This window comes from Flavobacterium luminosum (assembly GCF_023635005.1).
Lineage (GTDB): Bacteria > Bacteroidota > Bacteroidia > Flavobacteriales > Flavobacteriaceae > Flavobacterium > Flavobacterium luminosum.
Map to the genome: position 1 here is coordinate 138282 of NZ_JAMLJM010000003.1, position 19679 is coordinate 157960.

Sequence of the window (19679 nt, forward strand, 5' to 3'; positions counted from 1 at the left end):
TATAATTATTTAAGCAGTTTCTAAAATCTTTTTATTAATCGCCTTAATTAACGCAGGACCTTCATAAATAAATCCGGTGTACAGTTGCACTAAACTCGCTCCAGCCTTGAGTTTCTCAATAGCATCTTCAGGCGAATGAATTCCTCCCACTCCTATTATAGGAAAACTTCGGTTACTGTTTTCAGACAAGAAACGAATAACTTCGGTGGAACGTTGTGTTAATGGTTTTCCAGATAATCCTCCTATTTCAATTTTATTAACCGATTTCAAACCTTCTCTAGCTATGGTAGTATTTGTTGCGATTACTCCAGCTATTTGGGTTGTAGTAACAATTTCAATAATATCTAACAACTGATCGTTGGTCAAATCTGGAGCTATCTTTAATAAAATAGGTTTAGGATTCGTCTTTTTATGATTCAAATCCTGCAATGTTTGGAGTAAATGTATTAATGGTTCTTTTTCCTGTAATTCACGAAGTCCTGGAGTATTAGGAGAACTCACATTAACCACAAAATAATCAACATGGTCAAATAGAGCTTCAAAACAAAAAGTGTAATCTTCTACCGCACGTTCATTTGGTGTAATTTTGTTCTTACCAATATTCCCTCCTATTAAAACCCCTTGGTTCTTTTTTAAGCGCTGTACTGCTTCCAATACGCCTCCGTTATTAAAACCCATACGATTAATTATGGCTGAATCTTCCAACAGACGAAACAAACGCTTTTTTGGATTGCCTTCTTGAGGTTTTGGAGTTAAAGTTCCTATTTCGATAAATCCGAAACCAAAATTTGACAATTCCTGAAATAGTTTCGCATCTTTATCAAAACCTGCAGCCAATCCCACCGGATTTTTAAATTTTAATCCAAAAACTTCACGCTCTAATCGGGAGTCCTTTATTTCAAACAAAGAACGAATTAAAGCCGAAACACCGGGAATCTTGTTGATTAATCGAATAACAGAAAAAGAAAAATAATGCACTTTTTCAGGATCAAACCCGAAAAGAATAGGACGAATAATACTTTTATACATAATAGTTGTGTTGTGGCACAAAAGTAAGAATAAGAAGCCGAAATTTAAAATGAATACTCTATTGCATTTTTTCTTAACTTCGTAGAGAACAAAGTAATAAACTTTACAATGTCAGAAGCTACTCTTTTAGGCAACAAACCGGTTATTTTTTCCGGAAGTGCCAAACACAGCCGTAATAGTAAGTACAGAAGTGGTAAGTTATTTTTGCTTCCCGATGAGTTAGTGTTTCAATCGGATGGATTTCATTTTAAAAACGACACAACACGAATTGGTCTTTATGAAATAAAAGAAGTTAAAAGTTTTACGACGCTACTCATTATTCCGAATGGCTTGAGCATTATAACTCGAGACGGAAACCAAGAAGACTTCATCCTGAACAATCGTAGGGAATGGAAAGAAAAAATAGAACAAATGATCGAGAAATAACACATTATTCATCGTTACTATAAAAGTAATTTCACTTCCAAACCCCATCTGTTCTCTTAAAAAAACCAAACAATTTCCTTACATTTGTTACTCAAAAAAATCACTACAAATGCAACATATTATTGACCGTTTTATCAGCTACGTAACTATCGATACAGAAGCTGATCCAAATTCAAATACAACTCCCAGCTCAGCAAAACAATGGGATTTAGCCAATAAACTAGTAGAAGAACTAAAAAACATCGGTTTACAAGATGTAACCATAGACGACAAAGCGTACATTCAAGCAACTTTACCTAGCAATATCGACAGAGAGGTGCCTACCATTGGGTTTGTCTCTCATTTTGACACTACTCCTGATTTTACAGGTGCTAATGTAAAACCACAAATTGTTCACAATTACGACGGAGGTGATATCGTATTAAACAAAGAACAAAATGTAGTTTTATCACCGTCCTATTTTGAAGATTTACTGTTATACAAAGGGCAAACGTTAATTACTACCGATGGAACTACTCTTCTTGGTGCCGATGATAAAGCAGGAATCACCGAGATCGTGACTGCTATGGAATATTTAATCCAACATCCCGAAATCAAACACGGAACTATCAAGGTTGGATTTACTCCAGACGAGGAAATTGGTCGAGGCGCTGACTTTTTTGATGTAGAGAAATTTGGTTGTGATTGGGCTTACACTATGGATGGAAGTCAAATTGGCGAATTAGAATTCGAAAATTTCAATGCTGCTGGTGTAAAACTTAAATTCAAAGGAAAAAGTGTGCATCCTGGCTACGCTAAAGGAAAAATGATCAACTCTATGTTGTTAGCCAACAAATACATTTCTAAACTACCAAAAAAACAAGTTCCCGAAAGAACCCAAGATTACGAAGGTTTTTTCCACGTAGTGCATTTTGATGGTAGCATCGAAGAAACAAATGTAGAGTTAATTATACGCGATCACGACCGTAAAAAATTCGAAAAGCGCAAAAAATTTGCTCAAAAAATCGCTGATAAAATCAACAAAAAGTACGAAAAACAATTCGGAGGCGATATCGTAGAAATCCAAATCAAGGACCAATATTACAACATGCGTGAAAAGGTAGAACCAGTTATGCATATTGTTTCAATTGCCGAAAAAGCAATGAAAAACCTTGGAATTAAACCAATCATCAAGCCTATTAGAGGAGGTACAGACGGTTCCAGATTATCATACATGGGACTTCCTTGTCCTAATATTTTTGCGGGTGGACATAATTTCCACGGAAAATACGAATACGTTCCCGTAGAAAGCATGCAAAAAGCAGTAGAGGTAATTATTGAAATTGCCAAAATTACTGCTGAAATCAAAAAGTAGCGAATCGTTCGGGAAATATCAGCAATGGTATTTCCCGCTGTTCGTTTTATCTTTTTTTACAAAAAAGGATACCACTGCCATCGGGGCTAAAGTGCCATCTTAAGGCCTTCTTGAAAATTCTATATTGACTTTATATGCAAGAAAAAAAATCCTGGCAAAACAATGATCTTTGGGCTGAGGAAATCGATTGTTTAAAATCGATTATTTCCAAAACTCCATTGTTAGAAACTACCAAATGGGGAGGTATTGTTTACACCTACAAAAATAAAAATATAGTAGGTATTGGTGGATTCAAATCCTATTTTGGACTATGGTTTTTCAATGGCGCTTTTCTAAAAGATACCGCAGCGGTTCTAGTTAGCGGGAACGAAGCTACGAAAGCACAACGTCAAATACGTTTTCAATCTATAGAAGAAATTGACGAAACGCTGATTCTAAATTATATTAACGAAGCGATACAACTTGAAGAACAAGGAAAAGTTCACAAAGCCGAAAAAACACCTTTAGTCCTTTCATCCTTTTTTGAGACTTTTCTGAATGATCATCCTGAGGTAAAATCGGCATTTGAAGCCTTTACTCTAACCAAAAAGAAAGAATTTGTTGAGTTTATCGATACGGCAAAACAAGAAAAAACAAAACTTAGTCGGTTAGAAAAAATTACGCCGATGATTTTAGAAGGAATTGGCCTTAATGACAAATACAGAAAATAAAAAAATCCCAATATTGGGATTTTTTTATTGCTCTATGATTACAAAAAATTATTTCGCTTTTAAAGCTACACTTTTCTCAACAGAAACTGCCGAACGATCAATTTTAAGTTTTCCTGACATCGTCTCGATAATCAAGGTTGCCTCAGAAACTTCTGAAACTTTTCCGTGAATACCACCAATGGTAATCACTTTGTCACCTATTTTAAGGGCACTTTGAAAATCTTTTTCTTTTTTAAGTTTTCTTTGTTGAGGCACAATCATAAAAACGATCATAACCACAAACATTAACAAAAATGGTAAAAACTGTTGCATAATTATTTTGCTTTTGGTGTTACATTAGCCTTGAATCTTATAACCTCATGGCCAGATGCTGTGTTAGTTTGTAAAGTAATTTGTTTGTTTTGTTGTCCTGGTTTTCCTGTGGAATCAAAAACTATTTTCAATTCACCTGTCTGACCTGGTTTTATAGGTTCTTTGGTCCATTCTGGTACTGTACAACCACAACTTGGTTGCGCATGAACAATCAATAGATCCGTTTTTCCTGTATTCTTTACTACAAAGGTATGCGCTACTTTATCGCCTTCGTTAATGGTTCCGAAATCGTGCTCCCCAATACCTTCTACCGTCAAAACCGGATAGTCTGCAATGTTGGCATGTTGGTGTTCATCGGCCATTTCACTCTCAGGAAGTATCTCTTGAGGCACTACCATGTTTTTAGAATCTGTTTTAACTCCCTCATAATCAGAACGATCTTTACACGAAATCATTCCAAATAGCAAGACTAAAACAGTCCATTTTGTTGCATTTTTAATCATAAAATTTAATTTTACATTAATCCGCGACCTACTTTTTTTAGTTTATCAGCTGCGGTAAAATCTTTTACTAAATTATCTAAAATTCCGTTGATAAATATAGAACTTTTTGGTGTAGAATATTCTTTTGCTAATTCTAAATATTCGTTAATTGTTACTTTCACTGGGATTGATGGAAATTTCAAGAATTCACAAATCGCCATTCGTAAAATAATATTGTCAATTTCTGCAATACGCTCAGCTTCCCAGTTAGGGGTTTTGTCCGCATATTCCTTAGCAAGAGTTTCTTCATTTAGGAGTGTTTTTCTGAACAACTGAGAAACAAATTCTTTATCATCTGAATCGTTATACAGTTTAGGAACTCTAAATCCTCCATCTTCAGTATCCGTGATGGCTTTTAATTGCTTAAGAATTAAAGTGTTTACCAAAGGTACATCATCAATCCAAGTTAATTTGTGATCTTCTAGATATTCATACAATTTAACATTGGGAGCAATAATATCCGTAAAAATAGCCACTACCAACGCTTTGTCTTCTTCAAATGAAGAGCCTGGTTGATTCATGTAATTCTTATACATTTCACTAGCTTTAATCTCATTGATTAAAATCTGAATGTACTCGTCATGAACCTGCCAATTATTGATTTTGCGATTTTCTAGAGCTATAGAAAGAGAATTGTTTTCCGAAAGGATGTTGAGTACTTTGTTTTGAACGAACTTCAAATTAGGGTTCTTTTCTTCTTTAGTCGCCAGGTGTTTTTTACGAGAAATTTCGATAAAAGCTTCTTCTTTCGCTCTAATTTCAATCAAAGTTGAAATCATAATTAAGTACAAATCTTGTACGTTTTCAATACTTTGAAACAAAAACTTTTCTTGTTTTTCGATACTATCAGAATGGTTTTGATGCATAGAATATAAGGATTGCATCACTTTTACTCGAATATGTCTTCTGTTTAACACTGGATAAGAACTTTTAAAATTAAAGAAGCGAAAGAATCTCTTTCGCTTCACAAAAATACAATTATTTTTTTATTACCATTAAAAGATATAAAAACTAAGGATAAAAAATCATTTTAAAACCCTGTAGCTTTACAATCGGTTAATAGTTATTGAGCCAATTCTTTTTTTCTCAAATCGATACGGTTTTGAGCAATTCTGAATGCAGCTTCATGAGTCGTGATGTTGTTAGCATCGGCAAAGTCGAAAATTTCTAACGTGGTGTTATAGATATTTTCAGTTTTACGCATTGCTTCTGCTTTGTCGTACTTAACGATTTCAGCATATACGTTAATAATACCACCTGCATTGATTAAGAAATCCGGAGCGTATAAAATACCTCTATCTTTCAACATTTGTCCGTGTTTGATTTCGTTAGCCAACTGATTGTTAGCAGCTCCCGCAATTACGTGAGCTTTAATTTTATTGATGGTTTCATCATTAATAGTTGCTCCTAAAGCACAAGGCGCATAAATATCTACGTCAGCACTGTACAAATCTTCTCCGTTGAATATTTGCGCACCGTATTTTTGACCAATTTCTTGTAAACGTGCTTCATTAATATCTGTGATAATAACTTTAGCACCTTCAGCAGTAATATAATCAACTAATGTCTCTCCAACGTGTCCAATTCCTTGAACTAAAATTCTTTTTCCTTCTAAATTATCGGTACCAAATTTATATTTAGCAGCCGCTTTCATACCCATGTAAACACCATAAGCAGTAACTGGAGAAGGATTTCCTGAACCACCCAAAGATTCTGAAATTCCAGTAACGTGAGCAGTACGAGTGTGAATTAAATCCATATCCGCTGTGGTTGTTCCTACGTCTTCAGCAGTAATATACTTTCCACTTAATGAATTTACATAGTCACCAAATTTAGCAATCATCTCAGGAGTCTTATCTATCTTAGAATCACCCATGATAACCGCTTTACCACCACCTAAATTTAAACCTGAAATTGCAGATTTGTACGTCATTCCGCGAGACAAACGCAAAACATCGTTTAATGCTTCCCATTCGTTAGCGTATTTCCACATTCTAGTACCTCCTAATGCAGGTCCTAAAACTGTGTTATGGATACCGATTATTGCTTTTAAACCAGTATCTTTGTCGTTACAAAAAACAATTTGTTCGTGATTATCAAAAGAAACTTGACCAAAAACAGGGTCAATTTTATGAAGTTCACTAGCTTTTAAAGATTCAGTAATCATATAGAATGTTTTTTTAGTTGTAGACTTTTTTAAAAGTCGATGCAAAATTACGCTTTTAATTCAAACGTTTGCAATTTTAATACAAAATTTAACGCTCAATTATGAATTATATAATTTTATTATCATCAATAATGTAGGTTATTTTAGTATTTTTTTTAAATTATAAACAATAAAAATAAAATTATTTAACTATAAATGAAAGAATTAAGATATCTTAACCCTTATTTTTTAAAATATAAATATCATTTCTTTGGCGGAATTTTCGCAACTATAGCAGCCCAAATTTTTTCATTAGTTTCACCTAAATTAATCAGTCAATCGATTGCTTCTATAGAAGATTACCTCAAAAAAGGAAATAGTAATCCCGAAGTAATCAAGAGTTTACTGATTGAGAATATCATTTGGATGACTTTTGCAGTATTAGCTTCAGGTGTATTGACCTTTATGATGAGACAAACCCTTATTGTCATGTCGCGACATATTGAGTTTGATTTAAAAAATGTCGTCTTCAAACATTATGAAGTTTTAACTCAAAACTTTTATAAAAAAAATCGAACGGGAGATTTAATGAACCGTATCAGCGAAGATGTGGGCCGCGTAAGAATGTATGTAGGACCAGCGGTAATGTACACCATTAACACAATCATTCGATTTACGGTAGTAATTATTTTCATGTTGGAAGTTTCCCCAAAACTCACCGTCCTCACCCTACTTCCTTTACCTATTTTAGCTTATTTTATTTTCAAATTAAGCACCGAAATCAACAAAAGAAGTTTGTCGTTTCAAAAAAACCTTTCAACGCTATCTAGTTTCACACAGGAATTTTTCTCAGGGATTAGAGTGATTAAATCATATCATATAGAAAACTTCAAACAAACTGAATTTTCAAATTTATCCAATGAGAGCAATCAAAAAAGCTTAGAATTAGCCAAAGTACAAGCCTTTTTTGGACCACTAATGTTACTGTTAATTGGTATCAGTAACTTGTTGGTAATTGCCTTAGGAGGATTTATGTACATTAATGGCAGCATCGCGAATATTGCCGTTATTGCCGAATTTATAATTTACATCAACATGCTCGTGTGGCCTGTTACTTCGATAGGTTGGGTTTCCTCTTTAATACAAGAAGCCGAAGCTTCGCAAAAGCGTCTGAATGAATTTTTAAGTATAACGCCTGAAATAACCAATGAAAACCAAACTCCTATGGATTTTGAAGGCAATATCAGTTTTAAAAATGTTTCTTTGGTATACGAAGATACACACATCAAAGCACTTGATGGTATTAGTTTTGACATTAAAAAAGGAGAAACACTTGCTATTATTGGCCGAACAGGTTCCGGAAAATCTTCTATTCTGTCTTTAATAAGTCGCTTGTATGATCCCACCGAAGGATCTATCGAAGTTAATGGCATGGATATCAAAAAAGTGAACTTAAATGCACTCCGAAACGCCATTGGCACCGTTCCTCAAGATGCGTTTTTATTTTCAGACAGCATTATAAACAACATTAAATTCGGGAAAGAAAATGCTAGCTATGAAGAGGTGATTGAAGCAGCAAAAAATGCCGCAGTACACCAGAACATCATTAATTTTAAAGACCAATACGAAACTGTTTTAGGAGAAAGAGGAATCACTTTATCCGGCGGTCAAAAACAACGAGTATCCATTGCTAGAGCGTTAATCAAAGATCCAGCAATATTACTTTTAGACGACTGTTTATCGGCAGTGGACACAGAAACAGAAGAGGAAATATTAAATAACCTAAATCGTATTTGTGCAAATAAAACGACTATAATTGTGAGTCACAGAGTGTCTTCTGCAAAAAATGCTCAAAAAATCATTGTATTAGAGCACGGAAAAATTGCACAACAAGGCACTCATAATCAACTAATAAACGAAGAAGGCTATTATAAAGAGTTATATTTAAAACAAATTACCGAAAAAGAAATGTAATAAAATGTTGTTTTATTTTGTTTTTTTTTACAAATTTGAAGAAATATACAACTCAATTATTTTTTGATAGAATGAATAGGAACGAAAATGACATGTTAGAAAAAGAAGAAATCTTTTCTAAGGTATTAAGAGCTGGAAGAAGAACGTATTTTTTTGATGTTCGCTCTACTAAAGCAGATGACTACTACATTACCATTACTGAAAGTAAAAAATTCACTGAAGAAGACGGATCTTTTCATTTCAAAAAACACAAAATTTATCTTTACAAAGAAGATTTTGCTGCTTTCAGAGATATTTTAGATGAAATGACTGATTTTGTTCTAAAACAAAAAGGAGAAGAAGTCATTTCCGAAAGACATCAGAAAGATTTCAAAAAGGAGTATTTCTCTGAAAAAGCACAAGAAGAACCAAGAACTAATTTTACAGATATCGATTTCGACGATATTTAATAAGTAATAAAGATAAAATCCCAAAATCTAAATTAGATTTTGGGATTTTTTATTACCCAATTCTCAAACCGTTTGCGACCTTCATATCACTTGTAAGCAACACTATATCACTATCCTCCCCTAACGAACCCAAAACCAAACATTCGCTCATAAAAGGGCCTATTTGCTTTTTGGGAAAATTGACTACAGCCACAATTTGCTTCCCTAACAAATCAGAGGGAGCATAACGTTTGGTTAGTTGTGCCGATGATTTTTTTAACCCTAATTCGGTACCAAAATCAATAATCAGTTGATAGGCCGGTTTCTTAGCTTCAGGAAAATCATTAACCTCTATAATGGTACCAACTCTCATTTCTACATTTTCGAATTCATTCCAAGCAATTGTTTTCATATTAAATCAAATTAAAAAAGTCCCGAAAATTCGGGACTTTTAATATAATAAAATCTTTTTAAAGATTAACTGTTTAATTCAGCATGTCTTCTTTCGATTTCTTCTTTATCTTTTTTAGATAATGTATCCACTAATACTGGTGTTGCGATAAATAATGAAGAATAGGTTCCTACTCCAATACCTACCAACATAGCAAATACGAAACCTCTAATCGATTCTCCACCAAAGATAAACATGATCAATAAAACAATAATCATCGTTAATGAAGTATTGATAGTTCTTGATAATGTTGTATTAATAGAGTCATTAACGATCTTGTTGAAGTTTCCTTTTAGTTTACCATCTAAGAACTCACGAACCCTGTCGAATACAATTACCGTATCGTTCATAGAGTAACCAATTACAGTCAAGATCGCTGCGATAAAGTGTTGATCCATCTCCATGTGGAAAGGCATCACTTTATATAATAATGAATAAAGGCCTAAAACAAAGATTACGTCGTGTGCTACTGCAGCAATAGCTCCTAAAGAGTATCCTAATTTTCTAAAAGAAACTACCAAATACAATCCTACTACAATCATCGCTCCAATTACAGCCCAGAAAGAGTTCGTTTTAATATCGTTAGAGATTGACGCTCCTACTTTTGAACCTGATAACAATCCTACTGTTTTTCCTTCATAAAGAGTGATGAATTTTTCATAAGTCATTCCAGGGAAATGTTTAGACAATCCTTGGTATAACATTTTATTCACTTCTTCATCAATAGCAACACCGTCTTCTTCGATTTTATATTTGGTTGTGATTCTTAACTGATCAGAATTACCGAACACTTTTGCTTCAGCTGGAACACCGTAAATTGCAGATAATTCTTCTGAAATTACTGAAGGCTCAACTGGTTTTTCAAATTTCACTTGGAATGTTCTACCTCCAACGAAATCTACACCTTCATCCAATCCATTAATCATGATTGAACCAACACTTACAATGATTACAACAAGAGAGAATCCGTAAGCAAATTTCTTCACTTTCAAGAAATCATAGTTGAATCCTTGGAACCAATTTTTAGACAAGTTTGTGTGGAATGATAATTTTTCACCTTTTGATGCTGCTCTATCTAATAACATTCTAGTAATAAAAATAGAAGTAAATAAAGAGGTAAAAATACCAATCAATAAAGTTGTAGCGAAACCTTTGATAGGTCCTGTTCCGAAAACATATAAAATAGCTCCAGTTAATACGTGTGTAACGTTCGCATCAATAATAGAACGCATTGCTCCAGTCCAAGAGAACGATTTTTTAATCGCTTCTTCAAGAGTTAAACCATGTAATAATTCCTCTTTTGCTCTTTCATATATAATAATATTAGCATCAACTGCTGTACCAAGTGTCAATACGATACCAGCAATACCAGGCAATGTTAATACAGCACCAATACTTGCTAAAATACCAAATAAGAATAATAAGTTCACAATTAAAGCCACGTTAGCATACCAACCTGCTTTACCGTAATAAACCATCATCCATAAAGACACCAATAATAAACCTACTAAAGCAGAAGTTGTACCATTATCGATTGCTTTTTGTCCTAATGATGGACCAACTACTTCTGACTGAACAATCTCAGCAGCTGCAGGTAATTTACCAGCACGTAAAACGTTAGCTAAGTCTTTAGTTTCTTCTACTGTGAAAGCACCTGAAATTTCAGAACGTCCACCTGCAATAGGACCACTAGACACACCTGGAGCAGAGTAAACAATGTTATCTAAAACAATAGCAATATTACTTTGTTGTGTATAAGCTCTTCCTGTTAACTCTTCCCATATTTTTGCACCTTTACCATTCATTTGCATTGTAACCGATGGTTTACCCATTTGGTCAAATGAATCTTTTGCATCAACTAGTACGCTACCACTCATTGGAGGAGTGTTAGTTCTATTACCTTTTAAAGCGTACATTTCAACTACTTCAGCCTCGTCATTTTTTGGTTTACCATAAACGAATTTCGCATCCGCTAATTCAGACGGTAACAATGATTTGATATCTGGTCTTTTCAAGAAAGCATTAACTGCCGCAGTATCTTTAATAGCAACCATTCCTAAGATTGGTCCACCAGCTTGAATAGGCATTAATTTATCAAACAAAGGATTATTTCCTTTTGCTGCACCAACAGAATCGTTAGCAGCTTTATTCACTAAAAGAGAGTCAATTTTAGAAGTCGCTTTAACAGATTTTGCTACTGGAGCTTTTTCAGTTTTCTTCAACGCTTCATTAACAGCTAACAAATAGTTTCCTACTTCTTCTACTTTAAAAGTTTCCCAGAACTCTAATTGAGCCGTAGATGATAATAATTTCTTAGCACGATCCACATCTTTTGCACCTGGCAACTCCACTAGGATACGACCTGTATTTCCTAATTTAACGATGTTTGGCTGTGTAACACCAAATTTGTCGATACGCTCACGTAAAACGCCAAAAGCACTTTCTACAGATTCGTCAACTTTTTTATTGATGATAGCTTTCACTTTGCTATCAGACATATCGAATTTAATTTCGTCAGATAAGTTTCTGTTACCAAAAACATCTGGAGAAGCTAATTTTGTACCTGTTCCTGCAGAAGCCGCGTCAAATGCTTCATAAAAAGCATCTAAAAAAGATTGGTTTCCTTTTTGGTTTTTCTTAGCATCGGCTAAAGCTTTATTGAAAACCGGGTTTGCTGAATTGTTAGCCAAACCTTTCAATACATCTTTAACTGAAATTTGAAGAGTCACGTTGATTCCCCCTTCTAAGTCAAGACCTTTATTAATTTGTTTATCGGCTACTTCATTGTAGGTAAAGTAGTTTAAAAACACCTTCTCTTTACCAATTGAATCAAGATATTTTATTTCTTTCTCCTGATCTCCATTTGCAAAAGCTTTTGCATCATTTTTCACTTTACTAGCTACAAAGGTGAATGTAAGCTGATAAATACTTACGATAGCAAATAAAATTGCAAAAAATTTAATTAGTCCTCTATTCTGCATTCTTTGTAAAAATTAATTAATTCTTTTATTTGGTTTTTTGGTTGATTCAACTAAAAATGAGCAATGAAAACACCTCCCCATTTTTAGAAAACGTGCAAATATATAATTCTGAATGTGATTAACCAATTTATTTATGATTAATATCAAAAAAAAGACTGCAAAAAAGCAGTCTTTGGATTTTATTTTGAATGGATTATCCTAAAATTCCAGACAATGCGTCATTCATGCTACGCACCGCGTCTGAAGATTTAGAAAACAATGCCTTTTCAGCTTCATTAAGTTGGATATCGATGATTTCTTCTACTCCATTTTTTCCTATGATACAAGGTACTCCTACACAAATATCATTTTGACCATATTCTCCTTCTAGATATACTGAACAAGCAATCATTTTCTTTTGATCGTTAAGTATTGAATCTACTAAATAAGCCACAGAAGCTCCTGGAGCATACCAAGCGGAAGTTCCTAATAAAGCGGTAAGAGTTGCTCCTCCAACCATTGTATCAGCGGCAACCTTATCTAATTGTTCTTGTGATAAAAACTGAGATACCGGAATACCATTGTAAGAAGCTAAACGTGTTAACGGAATCATAGTTGTATCACCATGACCTCCAATTACCATAGCAGAAATATCATTAGCTGGTTTATCTAAAGCCAAAGACAAATAAGTTCTGAAACGAGAACTATCTAAAGCTCCTCCCATACCTATAATTCTATTTTTAGGTAAGCCTAATGATTTATATGCTAAATAAGTCATAGTATCCATAGGATTAGATACGATCACAAATATAGCTTCTGGTGAATGTTTCAATAAGTTTTCGGCTACAGATTTCACGATACCTGCATTAATACCAATTAATTCTTCTCTAGTCATTCCCGGTTTTCTAGGAATACCAGAAGTAATAACCACTACGTTACTTCCCGCGGTTTTGGCATAATCGTTAGTTACACCCGTTACTTTTGTATTGAAACCTGTATTAGTGGCACATTGAGTAATATCTAATGCTTTACCTTCTGCGAAACCTTCTCTAATATCAAGTAAAACGATTTCACTTGCAATTCCTCTGTAAGCCATAACGTCCGCGCATGTAGCACCAACATTTCCAGCTCCAACTATTGTAACTTTCATTTTTTATAGTTTTAGGTTATTTAAAATATTTTGATCAGCTATGCTTTAAAATTCCTGATTAGTTATATAAAAATCAAAGAAAATTAAGCATCAATGTTAGCGTAAACCGCGTTCTTTTCGATAAATTCTCTACGAGGTGGCACCTCATCACCCATTAACATAGAAAAAATTCTATCTGCCTCTGTCAAACTATCAATATTGATTTTACGCAAGGTTCTAAATTCCGGATTCAATGTGGTTTCCCATAATTGTTCCGCGTTCATTTCTCCAAGACCTTTATAGCGTTGGATTGTAGCGCCTCCACCCATTTTCTCGACAATTTCATCGCGCTGCTTGTCATCCCAAGCATATTCCTTTTTGTTACCTTTTTTCACTAAATATAATGGTGGCGTAGCAATGTAAACATATCCGTTCTCAATCAATTCACGCATATAACGGAAGAAGAACGTTAAAATAAGTGTAGCAATGTGAGAACCATCAATATCAGCATCACACATGATTACTACTTTGTGGTAACGCAATTTTTCAAGGTTAAGCGCTTTACTGTCCTCGGCCGTACCCACAGTTACTCCTAGTGCTGTAAAAATATTTCGGATTTCCTCATTTTCAAAAACCTTGTGATTCATGGCTTTTTCCACGTTTAGAATCTTACCACGCAAAGGCATAATCGCTTGGAAATTTCGATCACGACCTTGTTTAGCTGTTCCACCCGCCGAGTCTCCCTCTACGAAGAAAATTTCACATTTTTCAGGATCTTGTTCAGAACAATCTGATAATTTACCTGGCAATCCTCCGCCTCCCATTACGGTTTTACGTTGCACCATTTCACGCGCTTTTTTAGCTGCGTGACGCGCTTGAGCTGCTAAAATTACTTTTTGAACAATAATTTTGGCATCATTAGGATTTTCTTCCAAATAATTCTCCAACATCTCTGCAACCGCTTGAGATACAGGAGAAACCACTTCTCTATTTCCTAATTTAGTTTTGGTCTGACCTTCAAATTGAGGTTCTGCAACTTTTACCGAAATAATAGCTGTTAAACCTTCACGGAAATCATCTCCGGAAATTTCAAATTTTAATTTATCTAACAACCCAGAGGCATCTGCATACTTTTTAAGCGTACGAGTTAACCCCATACGGAACCCTTGCAAATGAGTACCTCCTTCGTGTGTATTGATATTATTTACGTAAGAAAAAATATTTTCAGAATAACTTTCGTTGTAAATTAAGGCTACTTCTACAGGAATTTCACCTTTGTCATTTTCCATGGAAATAACATGCCCAATGATTGGAATTCGGTTTCCATCCAAAAATTTTACAAACTCTTTTAATCCTTCTTTAGAATGGAACGTTTCCTTTCTAACTTGCCCTTTATCATCAATATCTCTTGCATCAGTAAGGGTAATTGTAATTCCTTTATTCAAGAAAGACAACTCACGCATACGAGCCGCCAAAGTATCATAAGAATACTCTAGAGTTTGTTGGAAAATAGTTCCATCCGGTTTAAAAGTTACAATAGTACCTCTTTTCTCCGTTGTACCGATTTGCTTTACAGGATACAAAGCTTTTCCTCTTTCGTATTCTTGCTCGTAAATTTTACCTTCGCGATGAACCGTAGCACGCAAATGATCTGATAAGGCATTAACACAAGAAACTCCAACCCCGTGAAGACCACCGGAAACTTTGTAAGAATCTTTATCGAATTTACCTCCAGCTCCAATTTTAGTCATTACAACTTCTAAAGCCGAAACTCCTTCTTTCTTGTGAATATCTACAGGAATACCACGACCATTATCTTCAACCGTGATCGAATTATCTTCATTAATTGTTACAAAAATAGTATCACAATGACCCGCTAAAGCCTCATCAATAGAGTTATCAACTACCTCGTAAACCAAGTGATGTAAACCTCTAACACCAGTATCTCCAATATACATCGATGGACGCATACGAACGTGCTCCATTCCTTCAAGCGCCTGAATACTATCGGCCGAGTAACTACCCTTTTTTAATTCTTCACTCATAATATCTTTTTCGAAATTGTATTTTTTTTGTATAACACGCAAATATATAAAAATAGAGGTAGTTTTATCACAAAATAAGCCTAAAAACGGTCGAAGTTATCAACAAAATGTAAACAAATTATAGAAATAAAAAGCCTCAATTACAGATTATAACTGAGGCTAAATAATTTCAATATAGATGATTTAAAAATTCATTTGAAATCTAAATCGCCTCTTCCTTTGCTATTTCCGTAGCGGCTTGAACATGCGCTGCATTGGCTCTTCCACTAGGATCAGTATTGGCTTGCCATTTTGGAATCCATTTACGAACAGTTTGCGCAGCACTTTCCTGCGGATAAAACTTATGAAATATAGAGCGGTAATAATACGCTTCTTTGGTTGTTGGAGTGTTGTAAGGAAAAAGATCTACCGCTTTCTGCAACTGCTCATCTGTTACCTGAGAGGCACAATAATCTATAAGTGTATCAATCCAACTGTAGCCTACTCCATCTGAAAACTGTTCTTTTTGACGCCATAAAACTTCCTGAGGTAAATACGGTTGTTCTGGAGTATCGAAGGCCTTTCTGAGAATATATTTTTCGATGCCCTCATAAGTTTTAGGAAGCTTCTCTTCTGCTTTGATTCGCATAGCCACATCTAGAAAATCTTTGTCTAAAAACGGGACACGCGCTTCCAATCCGTGAGCCATAGTTGATTTATCCGCACGAAGCAAATCGGCCGTAAATAATTTCTGAACTCTTTCGATACATTCTTTTTGAAAATCGGTCACAGAAGGTGCATTTCTGAAGTACAAATAGCCACCAAAAACCTCATCAGAACCTTCACCAGACAGCACCACTTTGATTCCCATATCTGCAATGGCTTTTGATAAGAAATACATAGGCGTACTTGCTCTTACCGAGGTCACATCGTACGTTTCTAAATGCCAAATCAATTTTTCTAATACTTCTATACCTTGTTCGATTGTAAAATGAACTTCGTGATGTTCCGTACCTAAAAATTCAGCCACTTTTCTTGCTGCTACGGCATCTGGAGCTTCAGCATCTAACCCAATCGAAAAGGAATGTAATTTTTTTCCGATACCTTCCAACAATCTAGCTGCTATAGCAGAAGTTAAAGAAGAATCTAAGCCTCCTGATAATAAAACGCCAATTGGTACATCGCTCATTAATCGTTTGCGGGTAGCTTCGGTTAGCGACTCCCTGATTAAAGCTAACTCTAACTCTTGATCAGCTTTTGTGTGGTCTTCGTATGCCGGGGAATAATATTTAACAAATCCAGTTTGTGGTGTGTAGTAATGTCCCGGTGGAAAAGTGGAGAATGTTTTACATTGGTCGGCAATTGTTTTCATTTCTGAAGCAAAAAAATATCTTCCTCTATCATCAATTCCATAGTATAATGGTTTTACACCTAGTGGGTCACGACCTGCAATAAAATCATCTCCATCCACAACCACGAAAGCAAAATCGCCATCTAATAAATGTACAAAATCGTAGCCCAATTCTTCATACAAATGTACTATGACTTCCGAATCTGATTTAGTTCTGAAATTGTGCTCTTTTAGAATCGTCTCTCTTAATTCTTGATGGTTGTATATTTCTCCATTATGGACCATATACGCCGAAGAAGTTCCTTGAATAGGCTGACGACCTGAATGTAAATCTATAATAGACAATCGTTCGTGACTTAAAATATGTCCTTTATCAGTAACGTAGATATCACTTTCATCTGGACCACGATGCGACATTCGCTTAGAAATAGTTTTTACCAACTCTACCTCTTTTCCTTTTCCTATAATGGCTAAAATCCCACACATACTATTTTTGTTTCTATTAAATTATACTTTATTTCTGAAACAAAATTGAGTATTAAAGTTTAATTTTTAAATTAAAAAACACTTTTTAATTACAAAATAACACATTTAAGATTTAAAAACAATAAAATTGAAACAAAACACCTGTAGATTTACTAAGAAAAGTTAAAGAATGTAATTTTGATACGTATCATAAAAAAAGCCTGATTGTTTTTACACTATCAGGCTTTTTAAAATTATTGATAAAAATTTATTTCACTTGTTTTCCTTTTATAAAGGTATTGGCCGCTTTAACATAAGGAATTGCATCAATATCTTCCGTTAGTAAGTCATTGTCGAAAATGGTAAAATCGGCCCATTTCCCTACTTCTAAACTTCCTTTTTCGTTTTCCTCAAAATTTGAATAAGCTGCCCAAATAGTCATTCCTTTCAGCGCTTGCTCTCTCGTTAAGGCATTTTCAGACTGAAAACCACCTTCTGGAAAATTTTTCAAATCTTTTCGGGCTACAGCCGCATAAAAAGTATACATAGGATTTACTTCTTCTATAGGAAAATCGGTTCCTAGAGCTATTATTCCTGCTTTATCCAGCATCTTTTTATAGGCATACGAATTTTTAATACGCTCTTTACCCACGCGTTGTTCAGCCCAATACATATCCGAAGTAGCATGAGTAGGTTGAACAGAAGGAATAATATTAGAACTGAAGGCGTCAAAATCTTGTTCTTGCATAATTTGAGCATGTTCTATTTTCCAACGACGATTAGGTTTATCTTTTAAAACTTCTTTGTAAATATTCAATAAAACCGTGTTAGTAGAATCTCCAATAGCATGGGCATTCATTTGGTAATCAGAATCGGCAATTTGTTTGGCTAATTTTTTTATATCAGCAATAGGCGATAACAACGCTCCGAAATGTTTTGGCATATCGGAATATTCTTTGTGAAGACAAGCTCCTCTAGATCCTAAAGCTCCATCTCCCATAAATTTAAATGAACGAACGTTAAGTTTATCAGTCGAGTAAACGCCTAATTGTGTAAACAAATCAACATTATCTTGAGTAGCAGTAACCATCGCATAGATATTGATATCAAGCTCATTTCTTTGTTGTAAAGTATCTATCAACTCTATAATATCTCTATCTAATCCAGCTTCGTTAATAGTTGTTAAACCATAATCGAACATCACTTTTTGAGCATCTTTCAACGCTTGAGTTTGAATTTCTTTTGTTGGCTTCGGAATAATTTGATACACTAATTCCATCGGATTATCTACCAAAATACCTGTAAGTTCTCCATTTTTAACTTCTATCTGACCCCCTTCAACTTTGGTATCTTTGGTAATACCTGCCAATGCTAAAGCTTTGCTATTGGCTAATAGTGCGTGTCCGTCTATTCGAGTTAAAACCACCGGTGTGTCCGGAAATAAGTTGTCTAACTCTTTTCTTGTGGGAAACTCTTTAACTTCCCAATCATTTTGATCCCAACCGCGACCTTGTATGAAATTCGATTTTTTTTCTTTTTGAAAAGCAACTACCTTATCTAAAACTTCCTGATAACTTTGTGTTCCTCTCAAATTCACCGTTTGTAAGTTCATTCCATAACTATAAAAATGGGCATGAGCATCGTAAAATCCCGGATAAACGAATTTACCTTCGGCGTTAATCGTTTTGGTAGCTTTGTATTTCTTAACCAGATCAGCAGTTTTTCCTACAGCAATGATTTTTCCTGATTTAACCGCCATAGCTTCGGCAGTATCAAAATTCTGATTTACCGTATAAATAGTAGCATTCGTTATGAGTAAATCTGCGGAGGTTTTTTGTGCAAACATGAATTGCACAGACATTAATAAACCTAAAAGTAGCCTTTTTTTCATATTATTCAACCGATAGTATTTGATAATTAACATTATTTAATTGAAAAGAATATCCTGTTTCTTTTCCCAATAAACTTATTCCTAAAGGAGATTGCGCGGAAATTCCAAAAACATTTTGCCCTTCTACATCAATTTTGGGTAAGGCCGCAGCAATATACACTGTAAGATGATTCGTTTTTACCAAACTGCCTAAAGTTACTTTCGTATGAATCACGGAAGTATCTATTTGATCTAAAACAGTTTTGTATTCTAAAGTTTCTCTCAATTTTGCCGATAATTTTTCTTGCTCCAAGTGCATCATAGATAATGCCGTTTCGTGCTTATCTCCAGCGGAACCTTTAGCATCATTCAAGGAATCTTCGGCGAGAGAAGTAATCATATCTTGAAAAACATCTATCTTATCTTGAAGAATTTGAAGATATAATTGGTGTATATTTTTTTTAAGTGACATATTTGATTTTTAGACTTCTCAGACCATCCAAAGGTA

17 protein-coding genes are annotated in these 19679 nt (G+C 34.5%); 5 read left to right on the plus strand and 12 right to left on the minus strand.

The window, feature by feature from the left end; genetic code table 11:
• Positions 1–9: 9 nt before the first annotated feature.
• On the minus strand, positions 10–1029 hold the full coding sequence (locus tag NAT50_RS05635; RefSeq protein ID WP_250592232.1) for a quinone-dependent dihydroorotate dehydrogenase: 1020 nt from the start codon (positions 1027–1029) through the stop codon (positions 10–12).
• A 108-nt stretch (positions 1030–1137) separates the two neighbouring features.
• Between NAT50_RS05635 and NAT50_RS05640 the strand changes: the two genes are divergently transcribed.
• The 3 genes from NAT50_RS05640 (at position 1138) to NAT50_RS05650 (ending at position 3519) form a co-directional block, all read left to right on the plus strand.
• Positions 1138–1455, plus strand: a complete 318-nt coding sequence (locus NAT50_RS05640) for a hypothetical protein (protein WP_250592233.1) — start codon at positions 1138–1140, stop codon at positions 1453–1455.
• A 109-nt stretch (positions 1456–1564) separates the two neighbouring features.
• Complete coding sequence (pepT, locus tag NAT50_RS05645; protein WP_250592234.1) at positions 1565–2809, plus strand: peptidase T; 1245 nt, start codon at positions 1565–1567, stop codon at positions 2807–2809.
• Between the two features lie 134 nt (positions 2810–2943).
• Positions 2944–3519 carry a YdeI/OmpD-associated family protein gene (locus tag NAT50_RS05650; RefSeq protein WP_250592235.1) on the plus strand — a complete coding sequence of 192 codons (576 nt, stop codon included), beginning with the start codon at positions 2944–2946 and terminating at the stop codon, positions 3517–3519.
• Positions 3520–3567: 48 nt separating this feature from the next.
• Here the strand turns inward: NAT50_RS05650 and yajC are convergent, their stop codons facing one another.
• The 4 genes from yajC to NAT50_RS05670 all read right to left on the minus strand — a co-directional run bounded on the left by yajC (position 3568) and on the right by NAT50_RS05670 (position 6540).
• Positions 3568–3831, minus strand: a complete 264-nt coding sequence (gene yajC / locus NAT50_RS05655; protein ID WP_250592236.1) for a preprotein translocase subunit YajC — start codon at positions 3829–3831, stop codon at positions 3568–3570.
• Between the two features lie 2 nt (positions 3832–3833).
• A complete protein-coding gene (locus tag NAT50_RS05660; RefSeq protein WP_250592237.1) occupies positions 3834–4334 on the minus strand; it encodes a DUF1573 domain-containing protein in 501 nt (166 codons plus the stop codon).
• Positions 4335–4345: 11 nt separating this feature from the next.
• Positions 4346–5257, minus strand: coding sequence for a transcription antitermination factor NusB (gene nusB / locus NAT50_RS05665; protein WP_250592405.1), 912 nt, complete (start codon positions 5255–5257; stop codon positions 4346–4348).
• Between the two features lie 179 nt (positions 5258–5436).
• Positions 5437–6540 carry a Glu/Leu/Phe/Val family dehydrogenase gene (locus NAT50_RS05670; protein ID WP_250592239.1) on the minus strand — a complete coding sequence of 368 codons (1104 nt, stop codon included), beginning with the start codon at positions 6538–6540 and terminating at the stop codon, positions 5437–5439.
• A 195-nt stretch (positions 6541–6735) separates the two neighbouring features.
• Between NAT50_RS05670 and NAT50_RS05675 the strand changes: the two genes are divergently transcribed.
• Both NAT50_RS05675 and NAT50_RS05680 read left to right on the plus strand, forming a co-directional pair.
• Positions 6736–8493: an ABC transporter ATP-binding protein gene (locus NAT50_RS05675; protein WP_250592241.1), complete on the plus strand. Its 1758-nt coding sequence runs from the start codon at positions 6736–6738 to the stop codon at positions 8491–8493.
• A 71-nt stretch (positions 8494–8564) separates the two neighbouring features.
• Entirely contained in the window at positions 8565–8942 is a 378-nt protein-coding gene (locus NAT50_RS05680; RefSeq protein WP_250592243.1) for a PUR family DNA/RNA-binding protein, read from the plus strand.
• 52 nt (positions 8943–8994) lie between these two features.
• On the opposite strand, the gene NAT50_RS05685 is transcribed toward NAT50_RS05680, so the two are convergent.
• The 7 genes from NAT50_RS05685 to NAT50_RS05715 all read right to left on the minus strand — a co-directional run bounded on the left by NAT50_RS05685 (position 8995) and on the right by NAT50_RS05715 (position 19643).
• The gene (locus tag NAT50_RS05685; protein ID WP_250592245.1) at positions 8995–9333 is read right to left on the minus strand and encodes a tRNA-binding protein; all 339 of its coding nucleotides are present in this window, start codon (positions 9331–9333) and stop codon (positions 8995–8997) included.
• A gap of 65 nt (positions 9334–9398) precedes the next feature.
• Complete coding sequence (secDF, locus tag NAT50_RS05690; protein WP_250592247.1) at positions 9399–12353, minus strand: protein translocase subunit SecDF; 2955 nt, start codon at positions 12351–12353, stop codon at positions 9399–9401.
• A 193-nt stretch (positions 12354–12546) separates the two neighbouring features.
• On the minus strand, positions 12547–13482 hold the full coding sequence (mdh, locus tag NAT50_RS05695; protein WP_250592249.1) for a malate dehydrogenase: 936 nt from the start codon (positions 13480–13482) through the stop codon (positions 12547–12549).
• 83 nt (positions 13483–13565) lie between these two features.
• A complete protein-coding gene (gyrB, locus tag NAT50_RS05700; protein ID WP_250592251.1) occupies positions 13566–15506 on the minus strand; it encodes a DNA topoisomerase (ATP-hydrolyzing) subunit B in 1941 nt (646 codons plus the stop codon).
• Between the two features lie 202 nt (positions 15507–15708).
• Entirely contained in the window at positions 15709–17322 is a 1614-nt protein-coding gene (gene asnB / locus NAT50_RS05705) for an asparagine synthase B (RefSeq protein ID WP_250592252.1), read from the minus strand.
• Positions 17323–17569: 247 nt separating this feature from the next.
• Entirely contained in the window at positions 17570–19192 is a 1623-nt protein-coding gene (locus tag NAT50_RS05710) for an amidohydrolase (protein WP_250592253.1), read from the minus strand.
• Position 19193: 1 nt separating this feature from the next.
• Complete coding sequence (locus NAT50_RS05715) at positions 19194–19643, minus strand: GreA/GreB family elongation factor (RefSeq protein ID WP_250592254.1); 450 nt, start codon at positions 19641–19643, stop codon at positions 19194–19196.
• Between the last annotated feature and the right edge of the window lie 36 nt (positions 19644–19679).

Coding starts and splice junctions, on each gene's coding strand:
- NAT50_RS05635 (WP_250592232.1), bottom strand. CDS start 1,029: ATGTATAAAAGTATTATTCGTCCTATTCTTTTCGGGTTTGATCCTGAA.
- NAT50_RS05640 (WP_250592233.1), top strand. CDS start 1,138: ATGTCAGAAGCTACTCTTTTAGGCAACAAACCGGTTATTTTTTCCGGA.
- pepT (WP_250592234.1), top strand. CDS start 1,565: ATGCAACATATTATTGACCGTTTTATCAGCTACGTAACTATCGATACA.
- NAT50_RS05650 (WP_250592235.1), top strand. CDS start 2,944: ATGCAAGAAAAAAAATCCTGGCAAAACAATGATCTTTGGGCTGAGGAA.
- yajC (WP_250592236.1), bottom strand. CDS start 3,831: ATGCAACAGTTTTTACCATTTTTGTTAATGTTTGTGGTTATGATCGTT.
- NAT50_RS05660 (WP_250592237.1), bottom strand. CDS start 4,334: ATGATTAAAAATGCAACAAAATGGACTGTTTTAGTCTTGCTATTTGGA.
- nusB (WP_250592405.1), bottom strand. CDS start 5,257: ATGCAATCCTTATATTCTATGCATCAAAACCATTCTGATAGTATCGAA.
- NAT50_RS05670 (WP_250592239.1), bottom strand. CDS start 6,540: ATGATTACTGAATCTTTAAAAGCTAGTGAACTTCATAAAATTGACCCT.
- NAT50_RS05675 (WP_250592241.1), top strand. CDS start 6,736: ATGAAAGAATTAAGATATCTTAACCCTTATTTTTTAAAATATAAATAT.
- NAT50_RS05680 (WP_250592243.1), top strand. CDS start 8,565: ATGAATAGGAACGAAAATGACATGTTAGAAAAAGAAGAAATCTTTTCT.
- NAT50_RS05685 (WP_250592245.1), bottom strand. CDS start 9,333: ATGAAAACAATTGCTTGGAATGAATTCGAAAATGTAGAAATGAGAGTT.
- secDF (WP_250592247.1), bottom strand. CDS start 12,353: ATGCAGAATAGAGGACTAATTAAATTTTTTGCAATTTTATTTGCTATC.
- mdh (WP_250592249.1), bottom strand. CDS start 13,482: ATGAAAGTTACAATAGTTGGAGCTGGAAATGTTGGTGCTACATGCGCG.
- gyrB (WP_250592251.1), bottom strand. CDS start 15,506: ATGAGTGAAGAATTAAAAAAGGGTAGTTACTCGGCCGATAGTATTCAG.
- asnB (WP_250592252.1), bottom strand. CDS start 17,322: ATGTGTGGGATTTTAGCCATTATAGGAAAAGGAAAAGAGGTAGAGTTG.
- NAT50_RS05710 (WP_250592253.1), bottom strand. CDS start 19,192: ATGAAAAAAAGGCTACTTTTAGGTTTATTAATGTCTGTGCAATTCATG.
- NAT50_RS05715 (WP_250592254.1), bottom strand. CDS start 19,643: ATGTCACTTAAAAAAAATATACACCAATTATATCTTCAAATTCTTCAA.